Origin of the sequence: Arthrobacter sp. ok362 (genome assembly GCF_900102785.1) — a bacterium.
GTDB lineage: Bacteria > Actinomycetota > Actinomycetes > Actinomycetales > Micrococcaceae > Arthrobacter.
This window is the reverse complement of record NZ_FNGC01000003.1, coordinates 190,753-215,108: the sequence shown is the minus strand read 5'-3', so window position 1 is coordinate 215,108 and position 24,356 is coordinate 190,753. Positions and strand designations below refer to the sequence as shown.

Annotated in this window: 28 protein-coding genes and 1 other RNA gene; 12 read left to right on the top strand and 17 right to left on the bottom strand. The window is 64.4% G+C overall.

Annotation, left to right across the window (positions count from 1 at the left end; all coding sequences use genetic code 11):
* Window position 1 precedes the first annotated feature (1 nt).
* From BLQ10_RS05340 to BLQ10_RS05300, 9 genes are all read left to right on the top strand, one after another.
* Window positions 2-946 (top strand): hypothetical protein, encoded by a 945-nt coding sequence (locus tag BLQ10_RS05340; protein ID WP_091559262.1) that lies wholly within the window; start codon window positions 2-4, stop codon window positions 944-946.
* Entirely contained in the window at window positions 946-1,530 is a 585-nt protein-coding gene (locus BLQ10_RS05335; RefSeq protein WP_091559259.1) for a hypothetical protein, read from the top strand. Before BLQ10_RS05340 ends, BLQ10_RS05335 begins: the two co-directional genes overlap by 1 nt.
* A gap of 7 nt (window positions 1,531-1,537) precedes the next feature.
* On the top strand, window positions 1,538-2,029 hold the full coding sequence (locus BLQ10_RS05330; protein ID WP_139164177.1) for a SlyX family protein: 492 nt from the start codon (window positions 1,538-1,540) through the stop codon (window positions 2,027-2,029).
* Window positions 2,029-2,322 (top strand): hypothetical protein, encoded by a 294-nt coding sequence (locus tag BLQ10_RS05325; RefSeq protein WP_091559255.1) that lies wholly within the window; start codon window positions 2,029-2,031, stop codon window positions 2,320-2,322. The genes BLQ10_RS05330 and BLQ10_RS05325 overlap by 1 nt, the downstream gene beginning before the upstream one ends.
* Before the next feature lie 8 nt (window positions 2,323-2,330).
* A complete protein-coding gene (locus BLQ10_RS05320; protein ID WP_091559252.1) occupies window positions 2,331-3,260 on the top strand; it encodes a peptidoglycan recognition protein family protein in 930 nt (309 codons plus the stop codon).
* Window positions 3,261-3,494 (top strand): holin, encoded by a 234-nt coding sequence (locus BLQ10_RS05315; protein WP_091559250.1) that lies wholly within the window; start codon window positions 3,261-3,263, stop codon window positions 3,492-3,494.
* 63 nt (window positions 3,495-3,557) lie between these two features.
* On the top strand, window positions 3,558-3,839 hold the full coding sequence (locus BLQ10_RS05310) for a hypothetical protein (RefSeq protein ID WP_091559248.1): 282 nt from the start codon (window positions 3,558-3,560) through the stop codon (window positions 3,837-3,839).
* A gap of 4 nt (window positions 3,840-3,843) precedes the next feature.
* Entirely contained in the window at window positions 3,844-5,601 is a 1,758-nt protein-coding gene (locus BLQ10_RS05305; protein ID WP_091559246.1) for a glycosyl hydrolase family 28-related protein, read from the top strand.
* A 25-nt stretch (window positions 5,602-5,626) separates the two neighbouring features.
* The gene (locus tag BLQ10_RS05300) at window positions 5,627-7,387 is read left to right on the top strand and encodes a glycosyl hydrolase family 28-related protein (RefSeq protein WP_091559244.1); all 1,761 of its coding nucleotides are present in this window, start codon (window positions 5,627-5,629) and stop codon (window positions 7,385-7,387) included.
* Here BLQ10_RS05300 and BLQ10_RS05295 read toward each other — a convergent pair.
* Complete coding sequence (locus tag BLQ10_RS05295; protein WP_091559241.1) at window positions 7,357-8,259, bottom strand: hypothetical protein; 903 nt, start codon at window positions 8,257-8,259, stop codon at window positions 7,357-7,359. The two genes, BLQ10_RS05300 and BLQ10_RS05295, sit on opposite strands and share 31 nt — an antisense overlap.
* Window positions 8,260-8,336: 77 nt before the next feature.
* On the opposite strand from BLQ10_RS05295, the gene BLQ10_RS05290 reads away from it, so the two are divergent.
* Both BLQ10_RS05290 and BLQ10_RS05285 read left to right on the top strand, forming a co-directional pair.
* A complete protein-coding gene (locus tag BLQ10_RS05290; RefSeq protein ID WP_091559239.1) occupies window positions 8,337-8,693 on the top strand; it encodes a hypothetical protein in 357 nt (118 codons plus the stop codon).
* Window positions 8,694-8,776: 83 nt separating this feature from the next.
* Entirely contained in the window at window positions 8,777-9,472 is a 696-nt protein-coding gene (locus tag BLQ10_RS05285; protein ID WP_091559693.1) for a DUF3800 domain-containing protein, read from the top strand.
* 188 nt (window positions 9,473-9,660) lie between these two features.
* Here BLQ10_RS05285 and BLQ10_RS05280 read toward each other — a convergent pair whose 3' ends face one another.
* The 16 genes from BLQ10_RS05280 to galE form a co-directional block, all read right to left on the bottom strand.
* Window positions 9,661-10,812 carry a tyrosine-type recombinase/integrase gene (locus BLQ10_RS05280; protein ID WP_091559237.1) on the bottom strand — a complete coding sequence of 384 codons (1,152 nt, stop codon included), beginning with the start codon at window positions 10,810-10,812 and terminating at the stop codon, window positions 9,661-9,663.
* Entirely contained in the window at window positions 10,805-11,002 is a 198-nt protein-coding gene (locus BLQ10_RS05275) for a hypothetical protein (protein ID WP_091559235.1), read from the bottom strand. Before BLQ10_RS05275 ends, BLQ10_RS05280 begins: the two co-directional genes overlap by 8 nt.
* 100 nt (window positions 11,003-11,102) lie before the next feature.
* Window positions 11,103-11,471, bottom strand: a transfer-messenger RNA (tmRNA) gene (ssrA, locus tag BLQ10_RS05270).
* A 99-nt stretch (window positions 11,472-11,570) separates the two neighbouring features.
* Window positions 11,571-12,041, bottom strand: a complete 471-nt coding sequence (gene smpB, locus BLQ10_RS05265; RefSeq protein ID WP_090581234.1) for an SsrA-binding protein SmpB — start codon at window positions 12,039-12,041, stop codon at window positions 11,571-11,573.
* Between the two features lie 103 nt (window positions 12,042-12,144).
* Window positions 12,145-13,548 (bottom strand): peptidoglycan DD-metalloendopeptidase family protein, encoded by a 1,404-nt coding sequence (locus tag BLQ10_RS05260; protein WP_091559691.1) that lies wholly within the window; start codon window positions 13,546-13,548, stop codon window positions 12,145-12,147.
* A gap of 35 nt (window positions 13,549-13,583) precedes the next feature.
* Complete coding sequence (gene ftsX, locus BLQ10_RS05255) at window positions 13,584-14,498, bottom strand: permease-like cell division protein FtsX (RefSeq protein WP_091559233.1); 915 nt, start codon at window positions 14,496-14,498, stop codon at window positions 13,584-13,586.
* On the bottom strand, window positions 14,495-15,313 hold the full coding sequence (gene ftsE / locus BLQ10_RS05250) for a cell division ATP-binding protein FtsE (RefSeq protein WP_091559228.1): 819 nt from the start codon (window positions 15,311-15,313) through the stop codon (window positions 14,495-14,497). The genes ftsX and ftsE overlap by 4 nt, the downstream gene beginning before the upstream one ends.
* Window positions 15,314-15,507: 194 nt before the next feature.
* Window positions 15,508-16,623 (bottom strand): peptide chain release factor 2, encoded by a 1,116-nt coding sequence (gene prfB, locus BLQ10_RS05245; protein WP_091559225.1) that lies wholly within the window; start codon window positions 16,621-16,623, stop codon window positions 15,508-15,510.
* A gap of 141 nt (window positions 16,624-16,764) precedes the next feature.
* Window positions 16,765-17,178 carry a pilus assembly protein TadG-related protein gene (locus BLQ10_RS05240; RefSeq protein ID WP_091559224.1) on the bottom strand — a complete coding sequence of 138 codons (414 nt, stop codon included), beginning with the start codon at window positions 17,176-17,178 and terminating at the stop codon, window positions 16,765-16,767.
* 164 nt (window positions 17,179-17,342) lie between these two features.
* Window positions 17,343-17,735 (bottom strand): hypothetical protein, encoded by a 393-nt coding sequence (locus tag BLQ10_RS05235; RefSeq protein WP_091559221.1) that lies wholly within the window; start codon window positions 17,733-17,735, stop codon window positions 17,343-17,345.
* 154 nt (window positions 17,736-17,889) lie between these two features.
* Window positions 17,890-18,273: a TadE/TadG family type IV pilus assembly protein gene (locus tag BLQ10_RS05230; RefSeq protein WP_254785423.1), complete on the bottom strand. Its 384-nt coding sequence runs from the start codon at window positions 18,271-18,273 to the stop codon at window positions 17,890-17,892.
* A 45-nt stretch (window positions 18,274-18,318) separates the two neighbouring features.
* Window positions 18,319-18,570, bottom strand: a complete 252-nt coding sequence (locus BLQ10_RS05225) for a hypothetical protein (protein ID WP_091559217.1) — start codon at window positions 18,568-18,570, stop codon at window positions 18,319-18,321.
* Between the two features lie 43 nt (window positions 18,571-18,613).
* The gene (locus BLQ10_RS05220; protein ID WP_091559216.1) at window positions 18,614-19,555 is read right to left on the bottom strand and encodes a type II secretion system F family protein; all 942 of its coding nucleotides are present in this window, start codon (window positions 19,553-19,555) and stop codon (window positions 18,614-18,616) included.
* On the bottom strand, window positions 19,552-20,406 hold the full coding sequence (locus BLQ10_RS05215) for a type II secretion system F family protein (RefSeq protein ID WP_091559214.1): 855 nt from the start codon (window positions 20,404-20,406) through the stop codon (window positions 19,552-19,554). The genes BLQ10_RS05220 and BLQ10_RS05215 overlap by 4 nt, the downstream gene beginning before the upstream one ends.
* Complete coding sequence (locus BLQ10_RS05210) at window positions 20,406-21,629, bottom strand: TadA family conjugal transfer-associated ATPase (RefSeq protein WP_091559211.1); 1,224 nt, start codon at window positions 21,627-21,629, stop codon at window positions 20,406-20,408. The genes BLQ10_RS05215 and BLQ10_RS05210 overlap by 1 nt, the downstream gene beginning before the upstream one ends.
* 157 nt (window positions 21,630-21,786) lie before the next feature.
* Window positions 21,787-22,830 carry a UDP-glucose 4-epimerase GalE gene (gene galE, locus BLQ10_RS05205; protein WP_091559210.1) on the bottom strand — a complete coding sequence of 348 codons (1,044 nt, stop codon included), beginning with the start codon at window positions 22,828-22,830 and terminating at the stop codon, window positions 21,787-21,789.
* 261 nt (window positions 22,831-23,091) lie between these two features.
* Here galE and BLQ10_RS05200 point away from each other — a divergent pair.
* Window positions 23,092-24,356 (top strand): GH25 family lysozyme (locus BLQ10_RS05200; protein ID WP_302847289.1); only part of this gene is annotated, 1,265 nt, incomplete at its 3' end.

The window sequence follows — 24,356 nt, the reverse complement described above, 5'->3', positions numbered from 1 at the left end:
CGTGGCTGCTTTGAAGAAGACGCTGGAGGCCATCCCCGCGGGTGGTATCCGGCGCTTGTATGGGACCGCCTATTTTGACGGGTCGAAGTGGTGGGCGAACCTCAACGGGAACTTGGTTGACGCCCGGTGGCTGAACACTGTTTGCCCGGTGCAGGATGGCCCCATTGTCGTCGACTTGACGGATAACGGCGATGGGCAGTCCGGCGCCCTCGTGATCGACGGGTATTCGGACCAGCCACGCCCGGATACGGGCACTATATTGGCGGTCGGTGTGACTGAGATTGTGCTGGCCGGGGCAGACGGTATCTCCTACACGACGAACAGGTTCTCCGGGGCGTATGCGGTCGGGGATGCCGTGTATCTGGCACGCGGCGCGCAGGCCATCATCCTCGGCAAGCTCCCGTCGATCACGCCGACCCCGCCCACGGAGACACCTGTAGCGGCATCACCGATCATCCCGACCGGCACCGCGAAGGGCGCCGCCGGCAAGTCCAACACCTTCTGGTGGCCGGGCGGCTGGGGCTCGTGGTCCGGATCCCAGCGGGGCGGCGAGCAGGTTTACTCCGGCAATTATGGCTCCGGGCCGCTGTCGGGCGCGTGGTTCTACGGGGCGACGTTCACGAACCTGGGCGGGAAGACGGTAACGGCTGTCCGGTTCCGCCTACCTAAGCGCATCGATGTCGGCGCGTCGGGTTCGGCGACTGTCCACCTTTACGCGCACACGTCGAAGTACCAGCCTGGCGGCGACGTGGCCCGCACCGTGGGCCCGTTCGACGTGACTGTAACGGATGAACAGCCCGCGCACTGGATCGACCTGCCCCTCACCTTCGCCCCAGTCCTCACGGCAGGCGGCGGCATCAGCATATTCGGCGACCCATATGTCGGGTTCGACGGACGACTCAGAGACCCCCAAAGCGGCCGCATAGAAATGGATTGGAAAGCCTAATGCCACAGACACGAGATAACGGGATAGTCACCCCTATCCCCTCGGACGCCTACACCCCGACACAAGACCTCGCTAAGATGGCGGACACCGCCAACGTCGTGACCATCGTGTCCGGCACGACTGCCCGCAACGCTTTGGATAAGTGGGAAGGGCGCCTCGCTTGGAGGACGGATAAGTCGCAGATTGAGGCTGTCGTCGGCGGTGCCTGGCGCGACGGGACACGGGACTACTCGCCCTTGTCGCCTACTGGCTGGTCCGCGGCCGGCACAATAACCGTCACGCCGGAAGGCCCGAAGCTGAAGGTCATCGCTGACCTTATCCTCACCCGGACCGGCGGCGCTTACGTCCTCGGCTCTAGTGGCTGGTCAGTCCTCGGCACGGACGAGTACGTGCTGCCCTCGGCGGCGCGGGGGACGAGTCCGGTTAAGTATCTCTCCGTGCCCGCAGTCGGCGGCTCCAGCGGCAGCGCCGTCTCGATCTTGGCGGCGTACAACCCGACCGGCACAATCTCGATCCGCTCCATAAGCTCATTCACGTTCGCAACGGGGCAGTTCTTCACCGTTAACGTCGCGTACTACATCTAAGGCGGCCATGAGAAAACCTCAACCTGCGCGGCGCGTCATGATCGGCCGCAACATCATCCTGACAATGGGCGCCGTTTACGCGCTCCGGCAGTCCATCTATTACGCCACGATCGGGCCGGACGGACTGTCGCCCGCACAAACGATCATCGCCGGAGGCGGGCACTTACTCGGGGCATGGTCCGGGCTCTGGGGCGTCGTCGCGGTCCTCTGCGTCGTGGACATGGTCAACAGACACACCAGGCAAGGGCTGTCCCTGCTAGCGGGCGTGGCGCTCGGCTGGGGCCTCGGCTACCTGCTCATCTGGGTATTCGACGGGTTCCAAGACTTCGCCCTCGTGAACGCCGCTATTGGCTGGCTAGCACCGTCAGTGCTGATCTTCGGATTCGTCGCGAAGGTCAGCGCGCTGCAGGACATCATTACGGCGCTGCGGGGCACCATCGCGGAACAGCAGCGCACCATTGCGGCGTTGCAGGACCAGATCCGGGCCAAGGGGGACTGATGGACTGGGCACAACAGATCGGCCCCGGGGTCCTCGTCGCGGCCATCGGCTTCGGCGGGGCATGGATGACCTCCAAGATCCAGAACAAGGGGCGCCCGGAGAACGCGCTTATCGATCAGTTGCAGGAAGAGCTCACCCGCCACGCCGGCCGGATTGACGGGCTTGAATCCGAGCAGAAGAAAGCCAAACGCCGCGAAATGATCCGCGACAACTACATCAACAAACTCCGCGAACACATCAACGCCGGCAACCCACCCCCGCCGCCCGAATGGCCCGACGGCCTCTACGACTAGGAGCACGCATGAAACTATCCAATCTCGCGAACGTGCTACGGGCTGCGGGCCTGACCGTTGTCGAAACCCCAGGCTGGGCGACACGCGGCTACGCGGGGCAGGACTTGACCGAAATCCGCGGCGTCCTATGGCACCACACCGCCACAGCCAGCGCACGCGGCATGTCCGCCGGTGCGCCAACATTGCAGATGACCCTCAACGGCAGATCCGATCTCGCCGGGCCATTGTGCAACATCACTTTTGGGCGCGACGGGACCGTATACCTTGTCGCCGCTGGTGTCGCGAACCACGCGGGCCGGGGCTCCGCTCCGGGCTTCCCGCGGGATACCGGCAACCACTACCTCATCGGCATTGAGATGGAATCCTCCGGTGTCCTGCCGTGGGACTGGACGCTGGACCAGATCCGCGTTGCCCCGCACCTCGGCGCGGCAATCGAGCGGGCCTACCTGCAGGGGCTCCCCGAAGACATGCGCCTGCAGCTCGGCCACAAAGAATACAGCTCCGAAGGCAAGATCGACCCCGCCGGCTGGCCCGGTGACATGGACGGCCTCCGCGCCTCCATCAACGCGGTCCTCAACGGCTCCGCAGCCATCGCACCACAAAGCACCACGACCAAACCACAGGAGGACACCTTGTCCGCAGCAGAAGTGAATCAGATCATTGAGGCCGTTCAGGCCGAGGGCGAGAAGACCCGCGACTATGTGGCGAAGCTGCTGGTGAGCGAGTACAGCATCGGGGGCCAGAAGTTCCCCGGCGGTAACCGTGTCAGCATCGAGAACCAGCGCCGCATCACCGAAGCACGCGAAATCGTAAAGCAGATCGCCGCGAAGACCGGTGTTGAAATCGACTACGACAAGATCGCCGAGAGCGTCAAGCACGCCTTGGCCGATGGCATCACGGTCGAGGGCACCCTCACCGCATCGAACGGGGGCAAGTAGATGCTGACCAAAGCTTTCTGGAAAGCCGCCGCTGAGCGCGCCATCAAGACCGCCGCGCAAACACTGGTGCTGCTCATCGGCACGGGATCCATCGGCATTACCGCGCTGAACTGGCCCGAGCTTCTGAGCCTCACCGCAACCGCCGCGCTCCTGTCCGTGCTGACTTCCATCGTGTCCGGCGTGTCAGATGGCAACCCGTCCGCGACGAACGCCGAGACTACCCCCGCAGCCTGACCTAGCCAACCATCCGCGGCGTCCCCTTGGGGCGCCTTTTTTGTACCCAAGGAGACGCCGCACATGGCTATTGAAACAACCTCCCTCGGATTCCAGGTGCCGGACGGTGTTGAACTCGTCCGCAACGGTGACGACGTTATCGCCGCGAACGCGAAAACCTCGGAAACAGTCATCTCCAAAATTTCCGGCAGGCTCGGGCAAGCCGAAGTGAACATCTCCGCCGGCGGCGGCGGCGGCCCCGGAATCATCGAAGACCTGTTCCACCCCGGAACCTATTTCATCGCCGAAAGCTCGGTACTCCACGAAGACCCGGTAAACCCCGGCTTCTACCTGATCGGAGCGTAACCCCTTGGTAAACCGGCTTGTCTCCGTGGGAGACGACAACTACCTGGCCCCGTCAGTCCTCGTCGGGCCCACCAACCTTCCGACCGGGCTGACCGTCGCGGCCATCGCCGGGAAGGTCGCTAAGGGCGAACTTCTCATCAACGTTCAGGACTACGGGGCGAACGGCAACGGCGCCACGTCCAACAACACCCAGATTCAGGCCGCTGTTGATGCGGCAACGGCGCAGGGTAAGGCCTTGTACTGGCCGACCGGAACCTATGTGAAGTCGGTCAACATCGCCAACTTCCACACGGTACGGCACACCGGCCCCGGCGTCATCAAGCACGGCACGGACCTGTTCTACGTCGAACCGAAGCTCGGGCAGTCGAACACCCTGTACGTCTCCACGAGCGGGACGAACAGCAATGACGGGACGAACTCGGCGCTCCCCATGCGGCAGGTCAATTACGCGTTCGGCACCGTCCTACCCAACTACGGGCCCGTACTGGACGGCGTGTGGACGGTCAAGCTCGCCGCCGGGACGTACACTGACCGCGTCGTGTTCCCGACCGGCCTCGACTCGGTCAACACCGTCACCATCCAAGGCCCGATAGTCGGCTACCCGAACAACCCGACCGCCAAATGGTCGGAAGGGTACAACGTCAGCGCCGCAGCCATCAAAATGGTTGACACCAAAGCCGCCGTCACTTTCAGCGACATCGAATTCATCGGGTACAACGGATCCACCGCCAGCGCCGGCATCACCACATCAGGTGTTGAAGGTTCCGTCACCTGCATAAACACCTGGTTCACGGACTGCTACTGGGGTTTCAGCAACCAGGACGGCGACGGATTCTGGGTCAGTGGTGTGGCGAACCGTTGCGGGTTCCTCGGCGACACCACCACCGGCACCGCCCGATCCTCACGCAACGGAAACGGCGGCGCATACCGGGGCCTCATGCACTCCCGGCACACCATCGGCACCCAGAACGCCGGGGACAACAGCCTCGGCCCCAAGGTCACCAACAGCAAATCCGCGTTCTTCATCCAAGAACTCTGCACCGGCCACATCGACTGGGCAACCATCGAAGACTGCGATTTCGGGGTAAACCTCAATGTCGCATCCCGCGTCAACGTGGACGGAACATCGTTCAAGCGGAACAGCACCGACCTGAAGCTGCTCTCCAACTCGCACGCCTACATCTCCGCGAACGTGCAGTTCGGGACGGGCGCGGACGAAAGCGGCATCAAAGTCTCGGCGATGGGCGGATCCCAAGTCACGGACGAAAACCGGCTCTTCACCAACGTCTTACAGGGCAATGCGACGATGATGAAAATTGCTGACACAGTGTTCCCGGCACGGACGATCCAGGCGACCACCACCACGACGTTCTACACCGCCACACTGGCCGGCAACATGTGGCGGGACATCCCCAGCTCAACCAACAAAGTCAAAAGAGTCAACCTCAGAATTTACGGGGAACTCATCGGGTCCGCCGGAAACAAGCAGATCCTCGTGCGGCTCGGCTCCAACCTCGTCACTCTGTTGTTCACATCCGCGGACGAAGGCGTGTTCGAAGCCGACGCAACGGTCTTCTTCAACGGACAAACGGCGCAGTTCATGACCATCAGGGGATCCCGCCACCTCGGCCCCGCAGTCCGGCTCGGGTCCGGGGCAGCAGCCAATACACTGACAACCGACACGAACCTCACCGCAGAAGCCAGCGTCTCAGACGCCGCCGACTCCGTCATCATCAACGCCGTTGACATGAGCTGGGGCTAGAACATGACCGATTGGGAGACATCTAATGACTGACCGTATCCTCTCCGTGGGGGAAGACTTCACACTACGGCCCTCCGTGAAGGTCGCTGACGCTAACCTGCCCGCCCGGCTATCCAAGACATCCCTCGACGCGGCCTACTCTGACGCCGCCGCCACCACCACAGCACTGGCGGGGAAAACCGCTAAGGGTGAGCTGATGCTCAACCCGAAAGACTACGGCGCCAAAGGAAACGGCAGCGTGGACGACACCGTGGCGGTACAGGCAGCCGTCGCCGCCGCGTTCAGCACCGGGGCGGTCCTGTTCTGGCCAAACGGCGGCTACAAAACCACCGCGAACATCCCCAACCTCCACAGCGTCAGGCACCGCGGCAACGGCTACATCATCCGCAACGGCATCAACTTCTTCCCCGACCCCGCATCAAACCGGGTAAACACGCTCTACGTTGCACCCTCCGCGACCGGCGGCGTGGCGACGAACGACGGACTATCGGCGACCGAACCGAAGAACGTCCAGTCCGCCCTCGACGCGCTGTCCAACTACGGGCCGGTACTGGGTGGGCAGTGGACGATTCAGCACGCCGCCGGAACGTATGGCGGCGGGTATGGCTTCCCGCGCATCATGTCACGCGCCAAGATCAAGTTCCAGGGACCGGCAATGGGCGGGCCGCGCATCACACCGACCGCCGTCTACGACCGGGCCGGCGCCGCTATCGACTGGGGCGTCTACACCGTGGACCGGGCCCAGGTGTCCTTCTCCGACCTCAAATTCGTGGGATTCAACCGCACCGCGATCAACTCCGGCGGCATCAGGGTTGGTGAATACAACAGCATCGACCTGTGGAACATCCACACCGACGCCGCCGAAATCGGATTCTTCGCCCTCGACCACGCCGTCTACAACTGGGGCGGCTGCTACTTCAAAAACAGCAACTACGCAGGCATCCACGAACTCTACATGACGCTGCGGAACTCCACCGGCACATCCCTGGCTGACGGCACCGTATTCGAAAACTGCCAGTTCGGGATCAAAGCCAAGGAACTCGACACGGGCCACGCCGACTACAGCACGTTCACGAACTGCACTTGGGCTATCCACCTTTCCCGCTCGTCCACCATGAACTTCTCCTACTCGACGTTCAACGGCAACGGAACCTGTGTTGTTGTGGCAGGCTCAAGCACATTCGTTGACCTCTACACCACATTCGGGACCGGCGCGAGCAAGAACACCGTCAAGTACAGGTACATGGCCGGCGCATCAAATGTTGCCCTCGCCGCGACCGAAAACGCGCTTTCGGCGCCCTACGTCGGCATGAGTGAGAAATCGCTGGCCTACGGGCGAATGGCAACCAAGCACACCGGCACCCTGACAGACACCAACATTGTCCCCCTGGGCAAATTCATCCAAGGTGACTTCCAGGGCGAGGGCGCATGGATCAAATGGGACGCCTACGGATCAGCCAACATCACCGTAGCCGCAACCCTCCGACTGCGGGTAGCGGGTCAAGGCGTCGTAGTCATCACCATGCCCGTCGGCGTCTACTCGTTCAAATTCGAGGGACGCATGTACGTCACAGCCAGCGGCGCCGACACCCAGCGGGCAGACAGCATCATGTTCTGGAACAACACCGGAGCCGGCACCAGCGGCAACGTCATCGGCGGCGGCAGCCGCACCGTGCCACTCTCCACCACCTCGACGGATATGGTGATGGGCATCTTCTGCACCCTCGGCGCCACAGCAGACAGCGTGCAAATAGATCAGGCTGTCATGCTCACTTCCGACTTGTAGCCGGCGGCATCAAGGGCCTTCCCCCAAGGGCCGGGCTGGGCGGTGATGGACGCGATGATTTCGCGGATTTCGTCTGCGGGCGGCGGCACATGGCCGTCGCCCCAGTCGCCGAGCTTGACGTGTAGGCGGTCGTTTCCTCGCACCGCCTCCCAGAACGGGGCCAGGTGCTTCTCCATGTGGTCGTCCTGGGTGTTTTGCACGTAGAGGACATGGTTCGGGAACGACTCCGCGTAAGGTCGCCGCAGGTCAGAGCAGATCGCACGGTCCAAAACATCTGCCTGCGGGATGCCGGGGAAAGCGGCCTGCGTGTACTGGCGCAGCGTGTAGGAGGGGAACTCGCGCAGAATCGTCTGCGGATTGATCGCCACCGCCAAGGATTCCGGGAACAGCCGTGAGTAGTACATCGCGGCGAAACCTCCCCCGGACGCGCCAAAGAACATCAGGCGACTACCCCCAGCCGCATCGACAAGCTTGTGGATAATACCTGGCAGGATCTTCTGCAACGGCAACTCGCTCGCCCCGGCATACCAGGCCAACGTCAACGAGGGGTCAGAGTAGAGGCCCGGGTCGCTGACATAGATGCGATTCACCGGCCCGTCCTGCGTGACCCTGGCGCCCGTAAACATTGGCAGCGGCGCATCCGGGCGAGACAAGGCCGCGTGGAAGATAGCGACCGTCGTATCAGACCCGGCGGGCTCGTAGTAGACGTCGATGTCCAATTGGTTATGCGCGATAGTGTGCAGGCCTGGGAGAAGTTCACCCTTCCCGCGGAATGAGTCGTAGCTCGCATGGTCCCAGCGACGGCCTTCGAACTTCGACACGTCGCGGCGCGGATCAGCGAACGGGTTCTCAAACTCTCCAGAGTGCAGCATGCGGACCATCCTATCGTTTTGCCTCCCCACCATCGAAAGATGGTGGGGGCCTTTGTGCGTCCAGATACGATGACGCCATGGCATCGTTCACCCTCGACGGGACCACCTATGAGTATCTACGGCCGGACCCCGGGCACCCAGCGGAGGAGGCGCGCTCGTGGGAGTACGGGAACTACCCAAAGGTCATGGCCACCGTACCGCTGGCCGGCGGCGCCACGGTCGATGTCTACGCCGTCGCCGAACGCTGGAACCCCTCGTTCATACTCGTGGCATGGGGGGACGACGAGGACCACAAGCACTGGGCATGGATTCCAGCCGGCAACGTCCGACGAGTCACCGACTCCGAATGGGACATCGAAGAATACCGGCGCTGCCCGGAGAAGCTCCGCCCCATCCGGTGGGGCAACCGGCTCCCTGGCTTCCTCCCGGGTTGAACCTCGAATGCTCCAGTTAGACGGACTGGCCGGACACCGATGCTGGAAGTGTCTGCACATTAAGGGATGATCATCTGGTGCTCATGGCCTTTGTTGACGAATCTTACGATGACCGCGACTATCACGTTGCCGCCCTAGTGATCCCTCCAGCCAGCCTTCCGTCGCTGGACCGGGGAATGGCGCGAGCCAGCGAGTACGCATCGGAGAAGTTCGGGATTCCTCACGACGCCGAGCTCCACGGCTACGAGATCATGTCCGGGCGTGGCAGATGGAAGTCCATTCGAGGCAAGTACAGCGTGGCGTCCAGCATCTACATGCAGGCGCTCGAAGGTATTCGCGACTCGGGCGCGAAGGTGTTTATCCGCGGCGTCAACATTCCGCGACTCAATGAGCGCTACAGCTATCCGGATCCACCGCACCAAGTCGCACTTCAGCACGTTCTGGAGCGAGTCGATATTCACGCCAGGCCGCTGGGCAAGAAGGTCTACGTGTATGCCGATGAGGTCCCGGATCAGGAGCGGCACGCCATGACAATGGAGCTATACAGCAAAATCGGCACCCCTGGCTTTCGAGATTCGACACTTGCCTCAATTCAGCACCCCATCGAGTCACGGCCATCGAGTGACGTCCCCGGGCTGCAGGCTGTCGACTTGGTGGTGTACCTATATCGCAGGATGTATTTCCATGACCACAAGGACGACCGCGCTAGACAAGCAACACGAAAAATGTGGAAAATCATCGCTCCAGCCGTGGCGTATCGAAACCACTGGGTGCCTTAAGCACAAAAGCCCCTTACGGGGCTCTTGGCAGGCGACGGTCTGAATACTCAGCGCGTCGTGCCACCGACGATACCGTAAACGTAAACGGATTGTCTACACGCCTAGCGTGTACGGATTGTGCGGACAGCTAACATGTACGGATTGTCCGCACGGCTGAAACGAACCGGACACCACCGGTGGATTGGCGCCTAGCCGAGTGCGTCTGCAGCGGCGGCGTCGGACGCCTTGGCCAGTCGTGCGTAGACGCGCAGCGTGGTCTGCGGGTCCTCGTGCCCGAGTCGCGCCTGCACGACGTGGACGGGCACGTTGGCGTCCAGCAGGTGCGTGGTGTGCGCGTGCCTGATCTCGTGTATCCATGGCTTGCGGTCCAGCTCCTTGCCGACCAGCTGGCCCATGAGCGGCTGCCAGACTTCCTTGTGGAAGCGTGAGTTGCGGACGTAGTCGCCATCCGGGCGCTGGAACACGAAGTCATCGAGCTCGATCTCCTGCAGGCGGTCGGCCAGGGCGGACGAGAGTGCCGCGTTGCAAGTCACGGTGCGGTTGGCCTTCTTCGTCTTGGGCGGCCCGATCTCTTCGCCTTTGCCTTTGGACTTCCATGCCCTGCTGACGCGTACCGCGGCGCGCCCGTCGCGGATGGTGACGTCCCGCCGGCGGAGCGCAGTCGCTTCGGAGTAGCGGAGTCCGGTGCCGCCCAGGAACCGGATGAACAGCGAGTAGTGCGGGTCAATGCGCTCGGCGAGCATGACGAGATCCTCGGGTGACAGGTAGACGGCCTCGCGCGCTTCGTTGAGGTCGGCCTCGGCAACTCCCTTGGCTGGGTTGCGTGTCATGGTCTCGGCGTCCACGGCGGTGACGAACGCCGCGGAGAGCAGCGCGTGAATGTTCTGCTTGGACTTGCGGGAGAGTGGGGCTCCTTTGGTCTGGTTGGCGCCCTGCAGTACCTTGAGCTCGTCGAGCCAGTCGATGACGGCGGCCTTGTTGACCTTGTCCACCGGCGTCCGCCCGAGCTCACTTGCAGCGATGTGGCCGGCCGCCATGTTCCGGTACTTCGCGATCGTCCCTGGCTGGGGTTTGCGCAGCAGGTCGATATGGCGGACCACGACTTCGTACACAGTCGGCGCCGTGGAGTCCTTCCGGACCTTCGCAGTCGCCGCCAGCTTGTAGCTGTTCCCGTTGGCATCGAGGAACGCCTTGAGCTCGAGCGCCTTGTCCCGCGCCTCGCCGGGCCCGTAGTCCTTGTCCGAGAACGTGCGCGTCTTCAGACCCGTCTCTGGGTCCCGCCAGGTAACGGTGTGCGACGATCCGCCCTTCGTGAGCTCTCGGGTGCGGATGCTAGCCACGGGGCGCCACCGCCTTGCGGCGCGCGCTGAGTTCGCGGTACTCGGTAGCGAGCCACTCGGAAGGTTCGTCGCCCCGCTTCTTGAGGCTCCGGATCGTGGCGCGGTCTGCCGCCCAGTTCAGTTCATCGACGCGGCTCCAGGGCTCCCGCGCCCGTTCGCTCTGTATCGTTCCGTCCTCGTTCGCTTCCATGCCTGTCCCCTAGCTGAGTCGTTTCTCGCCAACAAAAACGGGCTCCTCGCCAACAAGCAAAAAGAAAAGCCCTAGATCACTGGGATCTAGGGCCTATCTTATGTGGAGATGGGGGGAATTGAACCCCCGTCCGATGTCGTGTTGTCAGGGCTTCTCCGGGCGCAGTTTGCGTTGGATTTTCTCGGCCCCAGCCATGCTACAAACAGCTGGCTGATCCGGGCCCAGTCATCTAAGAGTCCCGTTTACCCCGATGACGGAGGTAAACAGCAGTGGCTATCTAAATGACGCCAGGATCCGGGGCAATAGCAACCTCGGGCTGACGGACTGTCTTACTGCTTAGGCAGCGAGAGCGAAGTCAGTGCGTTTTGATTCGGCACTTATTGGTTTGCAGACAGCGTTTACGAGATAATTCTGCATCCTCGGCCCGCTTCACCTGTCGCGACTAACATCGTCGAAACCGATCATCCCCGTATTTTTTTATCAAACCCGGACCGGAGACTTCCGTATCCTTCCCGGACTACCAAGCATAACGCACCGCCTCCGAGAAACATTCCCAGGGCCCGCCGCGCTAGCGGCGGTTGCGTTCGCGCATGACCCGCTGCGCCTCGCGCTTGTCCTGCTGTTCGCGCAGCGTCTGGCGCTTGTCGTATTCCTTCTTACCGCGCGCGACGCCGATTTCAACTTTCGCGCGTCCGTCAACGAAGTACAGCTGCAGCGGCACGATCGTGAACCCTGATTCGCGGATCTTGTGCGAGATCTTCGTGAGCTCCTCGCGGTGCAGCAGCAGCTTGCGGCGGCGGCGTGCGGCGTGGTTGGTCCAGCTCCCCTGGTGGTACTCGGGGATATGGATGCCCTCCATCCACAGCTCGTCGTTGTAGAACGTGCAGAAGCCGTCCACCATCGAGGCATGGCCCTCGCGCAGGGACTTCACTTCCGTGCCCATCAGCGCGATGCCGGCCTCATAGGTGTCAAGGATGAGATAGTCGTGCCGGGCCTTGCGGTTGGTGGCCACTACCTTACGGCCACTTTCTTTGGGCACGGTAGGACTCCTAGGTTTTGTTGGTGGCTCACTCCGGCCAGGTGGCGCGGAGTCCTTCCAGTTTACGGCAGGGCAGGCGCCGCAACGGATGGCGCCGACCGGGTCAGAGCAGGGTCATGGGGTCCACGGCCCGGCCGTTAAGCCAGGTCTCGAAGTGCGCGTGGCACCCGCTGGAGTTTCCGGTTGTCCCGGAGTAGGCGATCAGCTGCCCCTGGTTGACGTGCTGGCCGACCGAAACCGTCACGGAAGTGTTGTGGTAGTAGATCGTGGTCAGCGAGTTGCCCTGGACGACGCCGTGGGAAATCTTCACCCGGTTGCCGCCGCCGTCGTCGCCCCAGCCAGCTGAGAAGACGGTGCCCGCCGCCGCGGCATACACGGGTGTGCCACACGTGGCGCCGAAGTCGATGCCGGTGTGCATGTAGCCGCCGGTGCCGTAGAAGTCGATGGTGCCCGGCGGCGTCGCGCGCCAGCCGAATCCGGAGGTGATGGGGATGTTGGCGTTGAACGGGTGCCGCAGTCCGAACGCCGACGGCGGCCCCTGGACCGGGACGTAGGGCTGGACGGCCTGTCCCCGGGCGCGGGCGGCGGCCGCCGCGGCCGCCGCGATGCGGCGCTGCTCGGCTTCCCAGGCTTCACGCAGTTTCCGGTCGCGTTCGGCGATTTCGGCGGCGACCGCGTCCTGCTGGGCCTTGACCTGGGCGAGCCGTTTCTGGATGCCGGGCTTGGCGGCCTGGAGCTGGGCGTCGAGCCTGGTGGTGTCGGCGATGAGCTTGTCCACCGCGGCCTTCTTGGCCTCGGCCTCGTCCCGGGCTGCCTTTTCCCGCGCCAGCGCGGCGTCGGCCTTCGCCTTGAGATCCGTGATTTCAGCCTCGACGGCCGCCAGCCGGGCCTGCGCGTTGACGTTGGTGGCGCTTTGCTGGGTGAGCTTGTCCATCGCGGAGTTCTGGCTGCGGAGGGCCTGATCCGCGAGGTCGATGGTGTCCGTCAGGCTGGCGCCCTGGTTGGAGCCGAAGAACAGCGAAAGGTTGGAGGGAACGCCGCCGGACATGTACGCCTGAGTGGCAATCTGTCCGATCAGCTTCTTGGTGCTCGAAATCTTCTGCTTGTCGGATTCGAGCTGCTGGGTGATTTTTGCCTTGTTCTGCTGCGCCAGATCCACGCGGGCCGCGAGGGCCTCCACTTCCTGGACTGCGCCGGCCACCCTGCCCTGGGCGTCAACGAGCGCCTTCTGGGCGCCCGGGAGCTGCCCCTGGTAGACCACGAGATCCGCTGCGGCCTTGGCGATCCGGCCATCCACGAATTCAAGGGAGTCCTGGACCTGTGCCGCCTGATCCTTCAGTGCGGCCTGCTGGTCCTCAAGGTCGTCGGCGAATGCCACTGGAGCCGACGCGCCCATGGTTCCGGCCAGGACCAGCGCCAGGGTGGCGCTGATCATCCGGCTGCGGCGTCCCACCAGGCGCGCCCGGAGGGAGGGCCGGAGCGATTGCCGGCGGGGGCGGCGGACCATCGGTGTCATAAGCATTCCCTTTTCGTTGCGCAAAGCTAGACCCGCAAGTACCGACGGAGGGTCAGCAGGGAGGAAATTCCGGCCAGGACGACGCCCAGGCCAATCAGGGCAGGAGCCAGGAGCAGGGTCTGCCCTGGCGAGATGAACGCGGTGTCCGGATACTGCTTGGACATGACCTCGCCGAGGAAGAAGTGGGCCACGGCCCACAGGGTGCCGGAGGCCAGGGCCGCGCCGATCACCGCGGCGATGACGCCTTCGAGGATGAACGGCAGTTGGATGACCATCTTGGACGCGCCCACCAGGCGCATGATCCCTGTTTCCCGGCGGCGGCTGAACGCGGACAGCCGGATGGTGGTGGCGATCAGCAGGATGGCGCAAATGATCATGACGCCGGCGATGCTGACGGCCACCAGGGACGCCGCATTCATGGCCGAGAACAACCGTTCCAGCAGCTGCCGCTGGTCGATCACAGTCTCCACGCCGGCCTGGGAGGAGAAGGTCTCGGAAATGATCTCGTACTTCTCCGGGTCCTTCATGTTGATCCGGAAGGAAGCCGGAAGCTGGTCCGGGGTCACCGAGTCAACAATCGGGGAATTGGAGAACTGTTCCTTGAAGTGCTTGTACGCGTCGTCTTTGGACTCGTACTGGAAGTCGTTGACGTACTGGGCCACCGCGGGCGACTGCAGGAGCTTGCGCAGGTTGGCCTCCTGCTCCGGCGTCGCCGGGCCGGTGGCGCAGCCGGGCGCCGTCGAACCGTCACTGCAGAGGAAGATGGCCACCTGGACTTTGTCGTACCAGTACCCCTTCATCTGGTTGATCTGCAGCTGCAGCATGCCGGCGGCGCCGACGAAGGTCAGCGACACGAAGGTCACCAGGATCACGGAGATCACCATGGACAGGTTGCGGCGCAGGCCGCTGCCGATCTCGCTCAGGACAAATGCAAGCCTCACGCCTGTCCCTCCCCTGCGGTGCGAAGCTCGGCGCGGGCTTCGGCGCGGGACCCAGCCCGGGGCGGGACGACTTGCGGCTCTTCCCGGCCGCTGGCGTCGCGCAGGCGGCGCGACTGGCCCACTACGGGAATCATGGAGGTGTAAAGGGCCTTGGCCTCGTCGCGGATCACGACGCCGTTCTTGAGTTCCACGACCCGTTTGCGCATCTCGTTGACGATGTCGTCGTCGTGCGTGGCCATCACCACGGTGGTGCCGTTCTGGTTGATCTTGTCCAGCACGCCCATGATGCCCATGGAGGTGGTGGGGTCCAGGTTTCCGGTGGGCTCGTCGGCCAGCAGGATGCCGGGGCGGTTCACGACGGCGCGGGCGATCGCCACGCGCTGCTGCTCGCCACCGGAGAGTTCGTGCGGGAGGCGGTTTTCCTTGCCTTCAAGGCCCACGGTCTTCAGGACCTCGGGGACGGTATCGCGGATGACGCTGCGGCTCTTGCCGATGACCTGCATGGCAAAGGCGACGTTGGCGAAGACGGTTTTCTGCGGCAGCAGGCGGAAGTCCTGGAAGACGACGCCGATTCCGCGGCGCAGCCGCGGCACGCGCCAGCTGGAAATGTTGGCGACGTTCTGGCCGGCGACGTAGACGGCGCCGGAAGAGGCGCGGTCCTCTTTGAGGACCAGGCGCAGGAACGTGGATTTGCCGGAGCCGGAGGCACCGACGAGGAAGGCGAATTCGCCACGGTCGATCTCAAGGTTGATCGAATCCAGCGCCGGCCGCGCCTTCTGGTCATAGACCTTGGTGACATTTTCGAAACGGATCATGGCCCTAAGTACCCTGCAGGGTGGGGCCGCGGGGGCCCGGTTCTGCCGCCGGGGCAAGGGCTTTCGTTTGGGGGAAGTAGAGCTCCGGCCCCTCGACTATACGCACGGGTAACGGCGGAACCGCCGGAACGACGGGGTGTGTCGCGCGATTGTCAGGGACCTCCCAGCCGGGGCACTCAGTCGAAGCGGCAAGCCTATTTCTCGGCGTTGCGGTTGTCCGTCCGCCAGCGGATGCCGGCGTCGATGAAGTCGTCGATCTCGCCGTCGAATACGGCCGAGGTGTTGCCGACCTCATGCTCGGTGCGGAGGTCCTTGACCATCTGGTACGGGTTAAGGACGTAGGAGCGCATCTGGTCGCCCCACGAGGCTTTGACGTCGCCGGCGAACGCCTTCTTCTCGGCGTCCTCCTGTTCCTTCTTCAGCAGCAGGAGGCGGGACTGCAGCACGCGCAGGGCGGCGGCGCGGTTCTGCAGCTGCGATTTCTCGTTCTGCATGGACACCACGGTGCCGGTGGGGATGTGGGTCAGGCGCACCGCGGAGTCCGTGGTGTTGACGGACTGTCCGCCGGGGCCGGAGGACCGGAACACGTCCACGCGGATCTCGTTGTCCGGGATGTCGATGGAGTCCGTCTGCTCGATCAGCGGGATGACTTCCACGGCCGCGAACGAGGTCTGGCGCCGGCCCTGGTTGTCGAACGGGCTGATCCGGACCAGGCGGTGGGTGCCGGCCTCGACGCTGAGCGTGCCGAAGGCGTACGGCGCCTTGACCTCGAAGGTCGCGGACTTCAGCCCGGCTTCCTCGGCGTAGGAGGTATCCATGATGGTGGTCGGGTAGCCGTGGCGTTCGGCCCAGCGCAGGTACATCCGCAGCAGCATTTCGGCGAAGTCCGCCGCGTCCACCCCGCCGGCGCCGGCCCGGATGGTCACTACGGCTTCGCGCTCGTCGAACTCGCCGGAGAGTAGCGTGACCACTTCGAGGTCGGCGAGCGCCTTGCGGACCGATTCGAGCTCCGCGGCGGCGTCGGCCATGGAGTCGGCGTCGTCCTCGTCCTGGCCGAGCTCCACGAGAACCTCGAGGTCGTCGATCCGGGCCGCGAGCTTGTTGAGGCGCTCAAGCTCGGTCTGCTTGTGCGAGAGCTTCGAGGTGATGACCTGTGCAGCGGCGGGGTCGTCCCACAGGTTGGGTTCACCGGCCCGCTCGCTGAGCTCGGCGATGTCTTCCTTGAGCGCCTCGACGTTCGAGACGTTCTCGATGGACGCATAGGTGGCCCGCAGCGCGCGGATTTCAGCGGGAAAATCAATGTTTGCCATGGTTTTTTAAGCCTACGCTATGCGTCCTAGCGCCCTGACCCGCTGGCGTTGCCCTATAGCCGGTTGCCCTATCACTTTGGGTTGCCAAAAGGCCTTGTTGGCAGCCCAAAATGATAGGGCAACAGGGGTCCTAAAGGCAGTTCAGCGGCTGAGGCGGGACCGCGCCGTCGACGTCGCCTCGATCCGGATGCCGTCCGGCACCAGGAAGTTCACCACCGGCGGGTGGACGGCAGCGCTCAGCACCACGACGGCGGTGGCACCGTCGGGGCTGCCAGTAGACGGCGCCACGGTCAGGCCGCTGAAGTGGTCGAACGCGCCGTTGCGGCCCAGATAATCGACGGCGGCGCTGCGCACCCCGGCCCCGCTGAGGACGGCCGTCGGTGTGCCGCCGGCGTTGCCAAGCTGGCCGAGGGTGAAACTGTCCGCGGCGGCCACCGAGGCCCCGTCCGCGAGGGAGAGCAGTTTCTTGTGCTCGAGGTAGACGCTGGAGACGGCCACCACCACGGTCGCGACCAGCAGGGCAACCACTATGAAGCCGATGCTCAGCACCAGCACCTGGCCCTCTTGCGGGCGGGCTGGGGGCTGGTGTCCGGGGCGCCGGGGTCTTGGGTGGCGGGATGCGGGCTGGTGCCCGGGGCGCCGGGATCTTGGGTTGCGGGATGCGGGCTGGTGTCCGGGGCGCCGGGGTCTTGGGTTGCGGGCTGCGCCGGCAAGGATTGTCACCGGAACCTGCCTACCAGCTGGGTTGCCGATGCGCTGAGCTGGCTCGCGTTCAGATGAAGCGCATCGCTGAAGGGCACAAACGGCAAGGGCACGGTGAGGTGGACGGTGACTGTCACCGCCGTGCCGGGGGCCAGGCAGTCGGCCGGCTCGCAGCGGGTGTCGACGCTGGCGTTTTCCGCCGGCTGGCCGTAGTCGGCGAGCGCCAGCAACACGGCTTGCTCGGCCGCGGCCCGGCCGCTGGCCGCGTCCGGTTGGGCAACGTAGACCTTGGCGGCCTGGTCAGCGGCGCCGACCACCGCGAACGAGCCACCCTGGATCTGGCCCACGGTGATGATGAAGTACACCAGCGGCACCATCAGCAGCACGGACAGGAAGACGAACTCGACCACGGCACTCCCCTGCTCCCGCGAAGCGCTGCGGTCCGAGGAGCTACCGTGTTCCGGGCAGACACCCGCCTTCCGGGAGGGAATGGGGTTCCGGGAGAGACCGCCTGCGCCTTTGGCAACGGGGGCGGAACGGAACCGTGACCGTGACCGTGACCGTTCAGGGCTGGATGGCTGCATGGCCCTTCACCTCCAAGAGCGCCCGGGGACCGATGAAGCCGATGACGGGCAAGGGTGCGCGGACTGTCACCTCCAGCGTGCGGATGCCCTGGTACGTCGATTCGCTGGTGGCCACGTCCCCCGCGAACTCGGAGTTGAGCGCCGCCGTGATCAGCTGGACCGTCCGGTCCCTGGCATCCCCGTCGTTGCGGTCGGCCAACGTGCCGTATCGGGCGCCCGAGGCGGCGGCGTCGATCAGCGTGTTCCGGACGTGAAGGACCAGGGTGAGCTGGACGATCGCGAGGAAGAGCAAGGTGAGCAACGCACCGATCAGCACGAAGTCCACCACGGCGGCGCCGCCCTCAACGTCTTGGCTGTGCTGCAGGTTCTTGTTGTGGCGCCCGTCCCCCTTGCCCTGGGCTGCCACCGGCTACTGTCCGACCTTGTCCATGGCCTGGTTGAAGAGTCCCTCAAGCGCAGGACCGGCGAGGGCCAGCAGGGCGGCCACGAGGACTGCCGACATAAGGGTAATCATCACCCAGCCCGGGACGTCCCCGCGCTGGTTAGGGTCGGCTTCCCCTTCTGGGTGGTCCGCCAACCGCGGTCGCGACGCATATGACCACCAGGTCAACATGCTGAGCGCGCAGGTCACCAACGCCACCCGAGTTCCGAAGTTCTTCACCGTGTCCTCTTTCCTGGTTATTTGGTTCCATGGTTTTTGTTTCCTAGAGCCCGAGACTGATTGCGGCCAGGCCGGGGAAGACGGCGAAGATGACCGTAAGCGGAAGGATCCCGAAGACGAGCGGCACCATCATGCCGATTTCTTTCTTGCCGGCGGACTCCATGAGCTCCCTCTTGGCCGTGTCCCGGACATCCTGTGCCTGGGCCCGGAGGACGTCGGCGAGGGGCGTTCCGCGCTCGACTGCCACGATCAGTCCGTCAACGAAACGGACCAGCGGCCCCTGATCGGTCCTGGCCGAAAACTCGTGGAGGGCTTCCACGAGGGGCTTGCCGGACCGGGTTTCGGCGAGGACACGAGCAAATTCCTGCGAGAGCTCACCCTGGGCGCTGCGACAGACCCTGTCCAGCGCACCGGTAGCGCTTTCTCCGGCGCTGACAGCCAGGGCCATGAGTTCGGCGATGCTGGGAAACTCCGCCATCATCCGCGTCTCCCGTTTCTTGATGTGCGCGCCCAACAGGTAGTCCCGGAGCAGGAACCCGCCAACGGCGCTTCCCACGACGGCCCCGGCCGCGATGAACGGGCTGAAGCGGCCGATCGAACCGGCGAGCGCCACAACGCCGACGGCGAGGACAAAGCCGCCGGCCGCCCAGAGGAGCTGCTCGGCCCGGAAGTCCACTGCTGTCTTGGCGGTGCCGGCGCGCGCCAGCCTGCGGTTCAACGCCGTGGCGCCAAGGTTGACCCGGCCCAGGGACCTGACACCGTCCTGGATCGCAGGGCGGAGGATTCGTTCCAGCGGCCCAAAGGGCGTGAGGTTCCTCGGGGCCGTGCGCAGGAGCCGGGATTCCACGTTGTGGGTTCTCAATTGCGGGCCGATACGTTCGACGAACGTCGTTGGGCGCATGAAGGGAAGCCGGACTAGGAACAGCCAGAGACCGGCACCGAGCACGGTCCCGCACAGCGTGGCGCCCGCCATCAGCCCCGTCATCGGAGGACCCGCTGCTCTTCCGGCAGCGCACCGATTCGGAGCATGATGGCGTAGGACACCAGGGAGACGGCGAGGCCGCCCAGAAGTACCGCAGCACCGACCGGGGTGTTGTACGCCATCACTGCCTCAGGACGGCTGGCCAGCAACACCAGGACAATCCAGGGCGCAGCGACGGCCAAGCGGGCGGCGTTGATGGTCCAGGATTGCCTTGCCTCCAGTTCACTCCGGGTCCGGGCACTCTCCCGCAGGAACTCCGCGAGGGTGCCCAACAGCCGCCCGAGGTCCGAGCCGCCCACCTCGCGGGTGAGCCGGAGGGCCTCCACGATCCGATCCGCCACGGGATCGGCCAGACGTTCCTTAAGCCGGGTGAGCGAGGGATCGAATTGGCCTCCCGACCGGTAGTCGGAGCCGAAGTCCACAAAAACGTGGCGAAGCTCCACGGGGCCCTTGTCGCCAAGCTGGATAAGAGCCTCGGGTAGTGACAGCCCGGCCCTGATGGCTGAGCGCAGATGATCAACGACGTCGGGCCAGAGCTGGCGGAGGACGGCCGTGCGCTTTCTCGCACGCCACCGGACCATCGCCATCGGCAACCAGCCGCCAAACAGGCCAAAGCATCCCGAGATCGGCCACGAGCCGGTAACTGCGAAGAACGCAAGAGTTGTGAATGCCCCGACCCCAAGGCATGAGGCGAGCAGCCCCGCCCCGCTGACTTTTTCGATGCCCGCCGACCGCAGGAGGTCCTCAAGCCGGCTGGTCCGGGACTTGCGCCGCGCGCCCTCTGGCTTCTCCCAAGCGGACCACCAGATCAGCAGAAGGCCGGCCCCGCCCAGCATCCCCAAGAGCGGCGCCATCAGCGCTGCTCCAGCAGCGCCGCGACGTCGTACCCGGAGCGGGCAAACTTTTCCGCGGCGGGCATGGAGTTGGCCTTGGGCAGAAGCTGCCCGCCCGACACCGTGAACACCATGGAAGACTCGATGATCCCGTTTTCCACCCGGCGCCCCAGTGACAGGATCTCGGTGACCTGCCGGCGCCCGTTGGTGTGCCTGCTGCAATGGACCACCAGATCGATGCAGGAAGCGACGGTGGGAACTACGAACGCGCTGGAGATGTTGTCCCCGGCGAGCAATGGCAGCGTACAGATTTTTGTCACCGCGTCGTGGGCGGAGTTAGCATGCACGGTGCACATCCCGGGAAGCCCGGAATTCAAAGCAATGAGCATGTCCAGGCTCTCGGCCTCCCGAACCTCCCCGACCACCAGCCGGTCGGGCCGCATCCGCAAGGCCTCCTTGACCAGGCGGCGCAGCGGAATCTGCCCCTGCCCCTCCAGGTTCGGCTGCCGGCACTGTAGACCCACGACGTCGCGGAGCGGCAACTGCAGCTCGAAGATTTCCTCCACCGTGATGACCCGCTCCCGGGTGCCGATGCTCGCGGCGAGGCAGTTGAGCATGGTGGTTTTGCCGGCCTGGGTGGCGCCCGAAACCAGAATGTTGAGACCGCTCGCGACGGCCGCACCGAGGAACCTGGCCGCCTGCGGGGTCAGCGTTCCCAGCTCCACCAGGTGTTCCAGCCGGCTGGCCTTCACCACGAACTTGCGGATGTTGATGGCCCAGTGACGCCGGGTGACATCCGGGATCACCACGTGGAGGCGGGAGCCGTCCGGGAGCGCCGCATCCACGAACGGGGAGGACATGTCCAGCCGCCGGCCGGAACTCTTGAGCATCCGTTCCACGAGGTCCCGGACCTGCCGATCCGACAGCGACACGGAGGTCAGTTCCGATTCGCCGTTGCGCGCCACGTAGATCTCATTCGGCGCGTTGAGCCAGATTTCTTCGATGCCCGGATCATCCAGGAGCGGCTGAAGCGCGCCAAACCCCGCCACAGCGTCGAACACGAATCTCCGTGCCTGCTCCAACGGACCCAAGGGAGGCAGTGGCGCGAGCAGCGCCCGCTCGTCGTAGTCGCTGATCGCTTCCTCTACGAGGTGGCGGACTTCTCCGCTCTGCCGCAGTGGATCCAGTCCGCGGCGACGGATCAACTCACGGACTTCGTCTTCGACGATGCGCACAGCTTCCACGGTGCCCCCACATGACCGCTACCCCTCCCCCTGGGGCAGTGCAACTGGGTTAAAGCTAGAGGAGCCCGGGCGTTCCGACAAGGGCGCCAAACGACGCTTGTGGATAAGTTCGCGGCAGCGGCACAGCCCCGTGCCGTCGGTCCGCCGCGCCGGGACGCTAGTCGGCCTTAACTCCGGCGGCCTCGGCAACGGCGGAGTAGCCCTGCGGGTTTCTGCTTTGCCAGCGCCAGTGGTCCTCGCACATTTGCGCGAGGTTGCGGTGCGCGGACCAGCCCAAATCGGCCAAGGCAGCCGAAGGGTCAGCGTAACTGACGGCGGCGTCGCCGGGACGCCGGGGAGCGAATTCGTACGGCACCGGGTGCCCGGCCGCCGTGCCAAACGCCTCGATGACTTCGAGTACGGAGGAGCCGCGGCCGGTGCCAAGGTTCCAGCGGAACACCCCCGCTTTGTTGCTGAGGTAGCCCAGGGCGGCCAAGTGGCCGGCAGCGAGGTCCATCACGTGGATGTAGTCACGCACTCCGGTGCCATCCGGCGTCGGGTAGTCGTTGCCGAACACCATTACTTTTTCGCGGCGCCCCACGGCAACCTGGGCCACAAACGGGAGCAGATTGTTTGGGATGCCGCTGGGGTCCTCGCCGATCAGGCCAGACTCGTGTGCGCCCACCGGGTTGAAGTAGCGCAGCAGGGCGATGCTCCAGCGGGGATCGGCGGCTCCCAGGTCGGAGAGGATGTCCTCGATCTGTTCCTTAGTGCGGCCGTAGGGGTTGGTGGCGTCCAGCGGCGCCTTCTCGATGAGGGGAACTTCATCCGAGGCGCCGTAGACGGTGGCGGACGAGCTGAAGACGAAGCGGCGCACCCCGGCGGCGTCCATGCTGTGCAACAGGTTAAGCGTGCCCACCACATTGTTCTGGTAGTACATCAGTGGCTTCTCGACAGACTCCCCAACGGCCTTGAGCCCGGCGAAGTGGATCACCGCCTCGAAGCCGCCCTCGGCAAAAACGGCGTCGACGGCGGCAGCATCCAACAGGTCGACTTCCCGAAAATCGACGCTCTTTCCGGTGAGCTGCTCCACCCTGCGAAGGGATTCGGGGTTCGAGTTCATCAGATTGTCGAGCACCACAACCTCGTGCCCCTCTTCAAGGAGGCAGAGCGTAGTGTGCGATCCGATGTAGCCGGCGCCGCCGGTAACCAATACCTTCATGTATGACAGCTTAGAAGGATCGGCCGGCCGCTGCGAACTCGACCGGGGCCCGCCGAGTCAGCATCCCGATAGCCGAATGGCTCGCGGACAGCCTAGTAATCTCAGGCTGCTGAGTGGTAGCCTCGATCCCACCCGTCACATGAGCAACATCAGGAAGCGATACGTCAGACATTCTCATCGTTCGGCGGCTCCCTCGCGGATCCGCATTTACCTGAGACATATATGCCGCGCTCGCAGCGCACCATCGTTCCGGAGCAGAAAATGAAGCGGACCCAACTTCCCCACCGCAACGATTTCGGCAGGCGCGCCGGAAGCGCATTGTTGCTCGTTTCGCTGTTGGCTGGTCCCGGACTGGCAACGCCGTCCACGGCCGCCGAGCCACCGATCCCAACTGTTGCGACGCCGACGTCGGCCACTACTTCAACGCCAACGCCAACACCAACCCCAACGCCCGTTGCTACAGCCGTTGCCACAACGACGCCGACCGGCCAGGCAACGATGCTGCCGGCTCCCGCACCCTCACCAACCACCACTGCCCCGACGCCGAATTCGTCTCCACGCACCGGCGCACCCGATAGGGCCGCGATGGCCGCGGCGGTCGGCCCAGGCGGCGCCGAGATGGGGCAACGATCGGCCCGCGTTGCGGGGACGGCCGCCGCAGGTCCCGGCACTACCAGCAAGACCCTGACCACCGAGGCTCTGGCAACGGAAGGCACATGGCGGCCGACGTTCGGCATCCAGGGTCTGGATGTCAGCGGCCATCAGGCCTCCGTCAACTGGCAGCAGCAGTGGAACCTGGGGGCCCGGTTCGCCTATGTCAAGGCAACAGAAGGCAACTACTACGCAAGCGAAACCTTCGCCTCCCAGTATCAAGGCTCCCGCAGCGTTGGGATGGTCCGCGGCGCCTACCACTTCGCGATTCCCAATTGGTCCTCGGGGGCAGACCAAGCACGCTACTTCGTCAAGAACGGTGGCGGATGGAGCGCGGACGGTTACACACTGCCTCCGGTCCTCGATATTGAATTCAACCCCTATGCCGGCCGCACCATCAATGGCTTCAACTTTGGAAACTCCTGCTATGACATGACTCCTGCCCAGCTAACATCCTGGGTCCGAGACTTCGGGAACACCATGCTGTCGCTAACGGGACGCTTGCCCGTGATTTACACCAACACATCATGGTGGAAGCAGTGCACGGCAGATGCACCGGGCCTCTTCGGGGACTACCCGCTATGGGTGGCCGCCTACCCGTCTGCCCCATCGGACTACGCCGGACTCCTACCCTCAAGTTGGAGCAACTACAGCATCTGGCAGTACAGCAGCACGGGGCCCTTTACAGGTGACTCGAATGTTTGGAACGGGGACTACGCCGGCCTGAGACTTTTCGCTTCCGGATACGGCGTTAAGGGAGGAATCGCGTCCGCATGGGCTGCAGTTGGGGGCGGTGACGGGAAACTAGGGTACCCAACGAGCAACGAGATCTGCGGCCTGGTCAACGGCGGCTGTTACCAGCGCTTCCAGGGCGG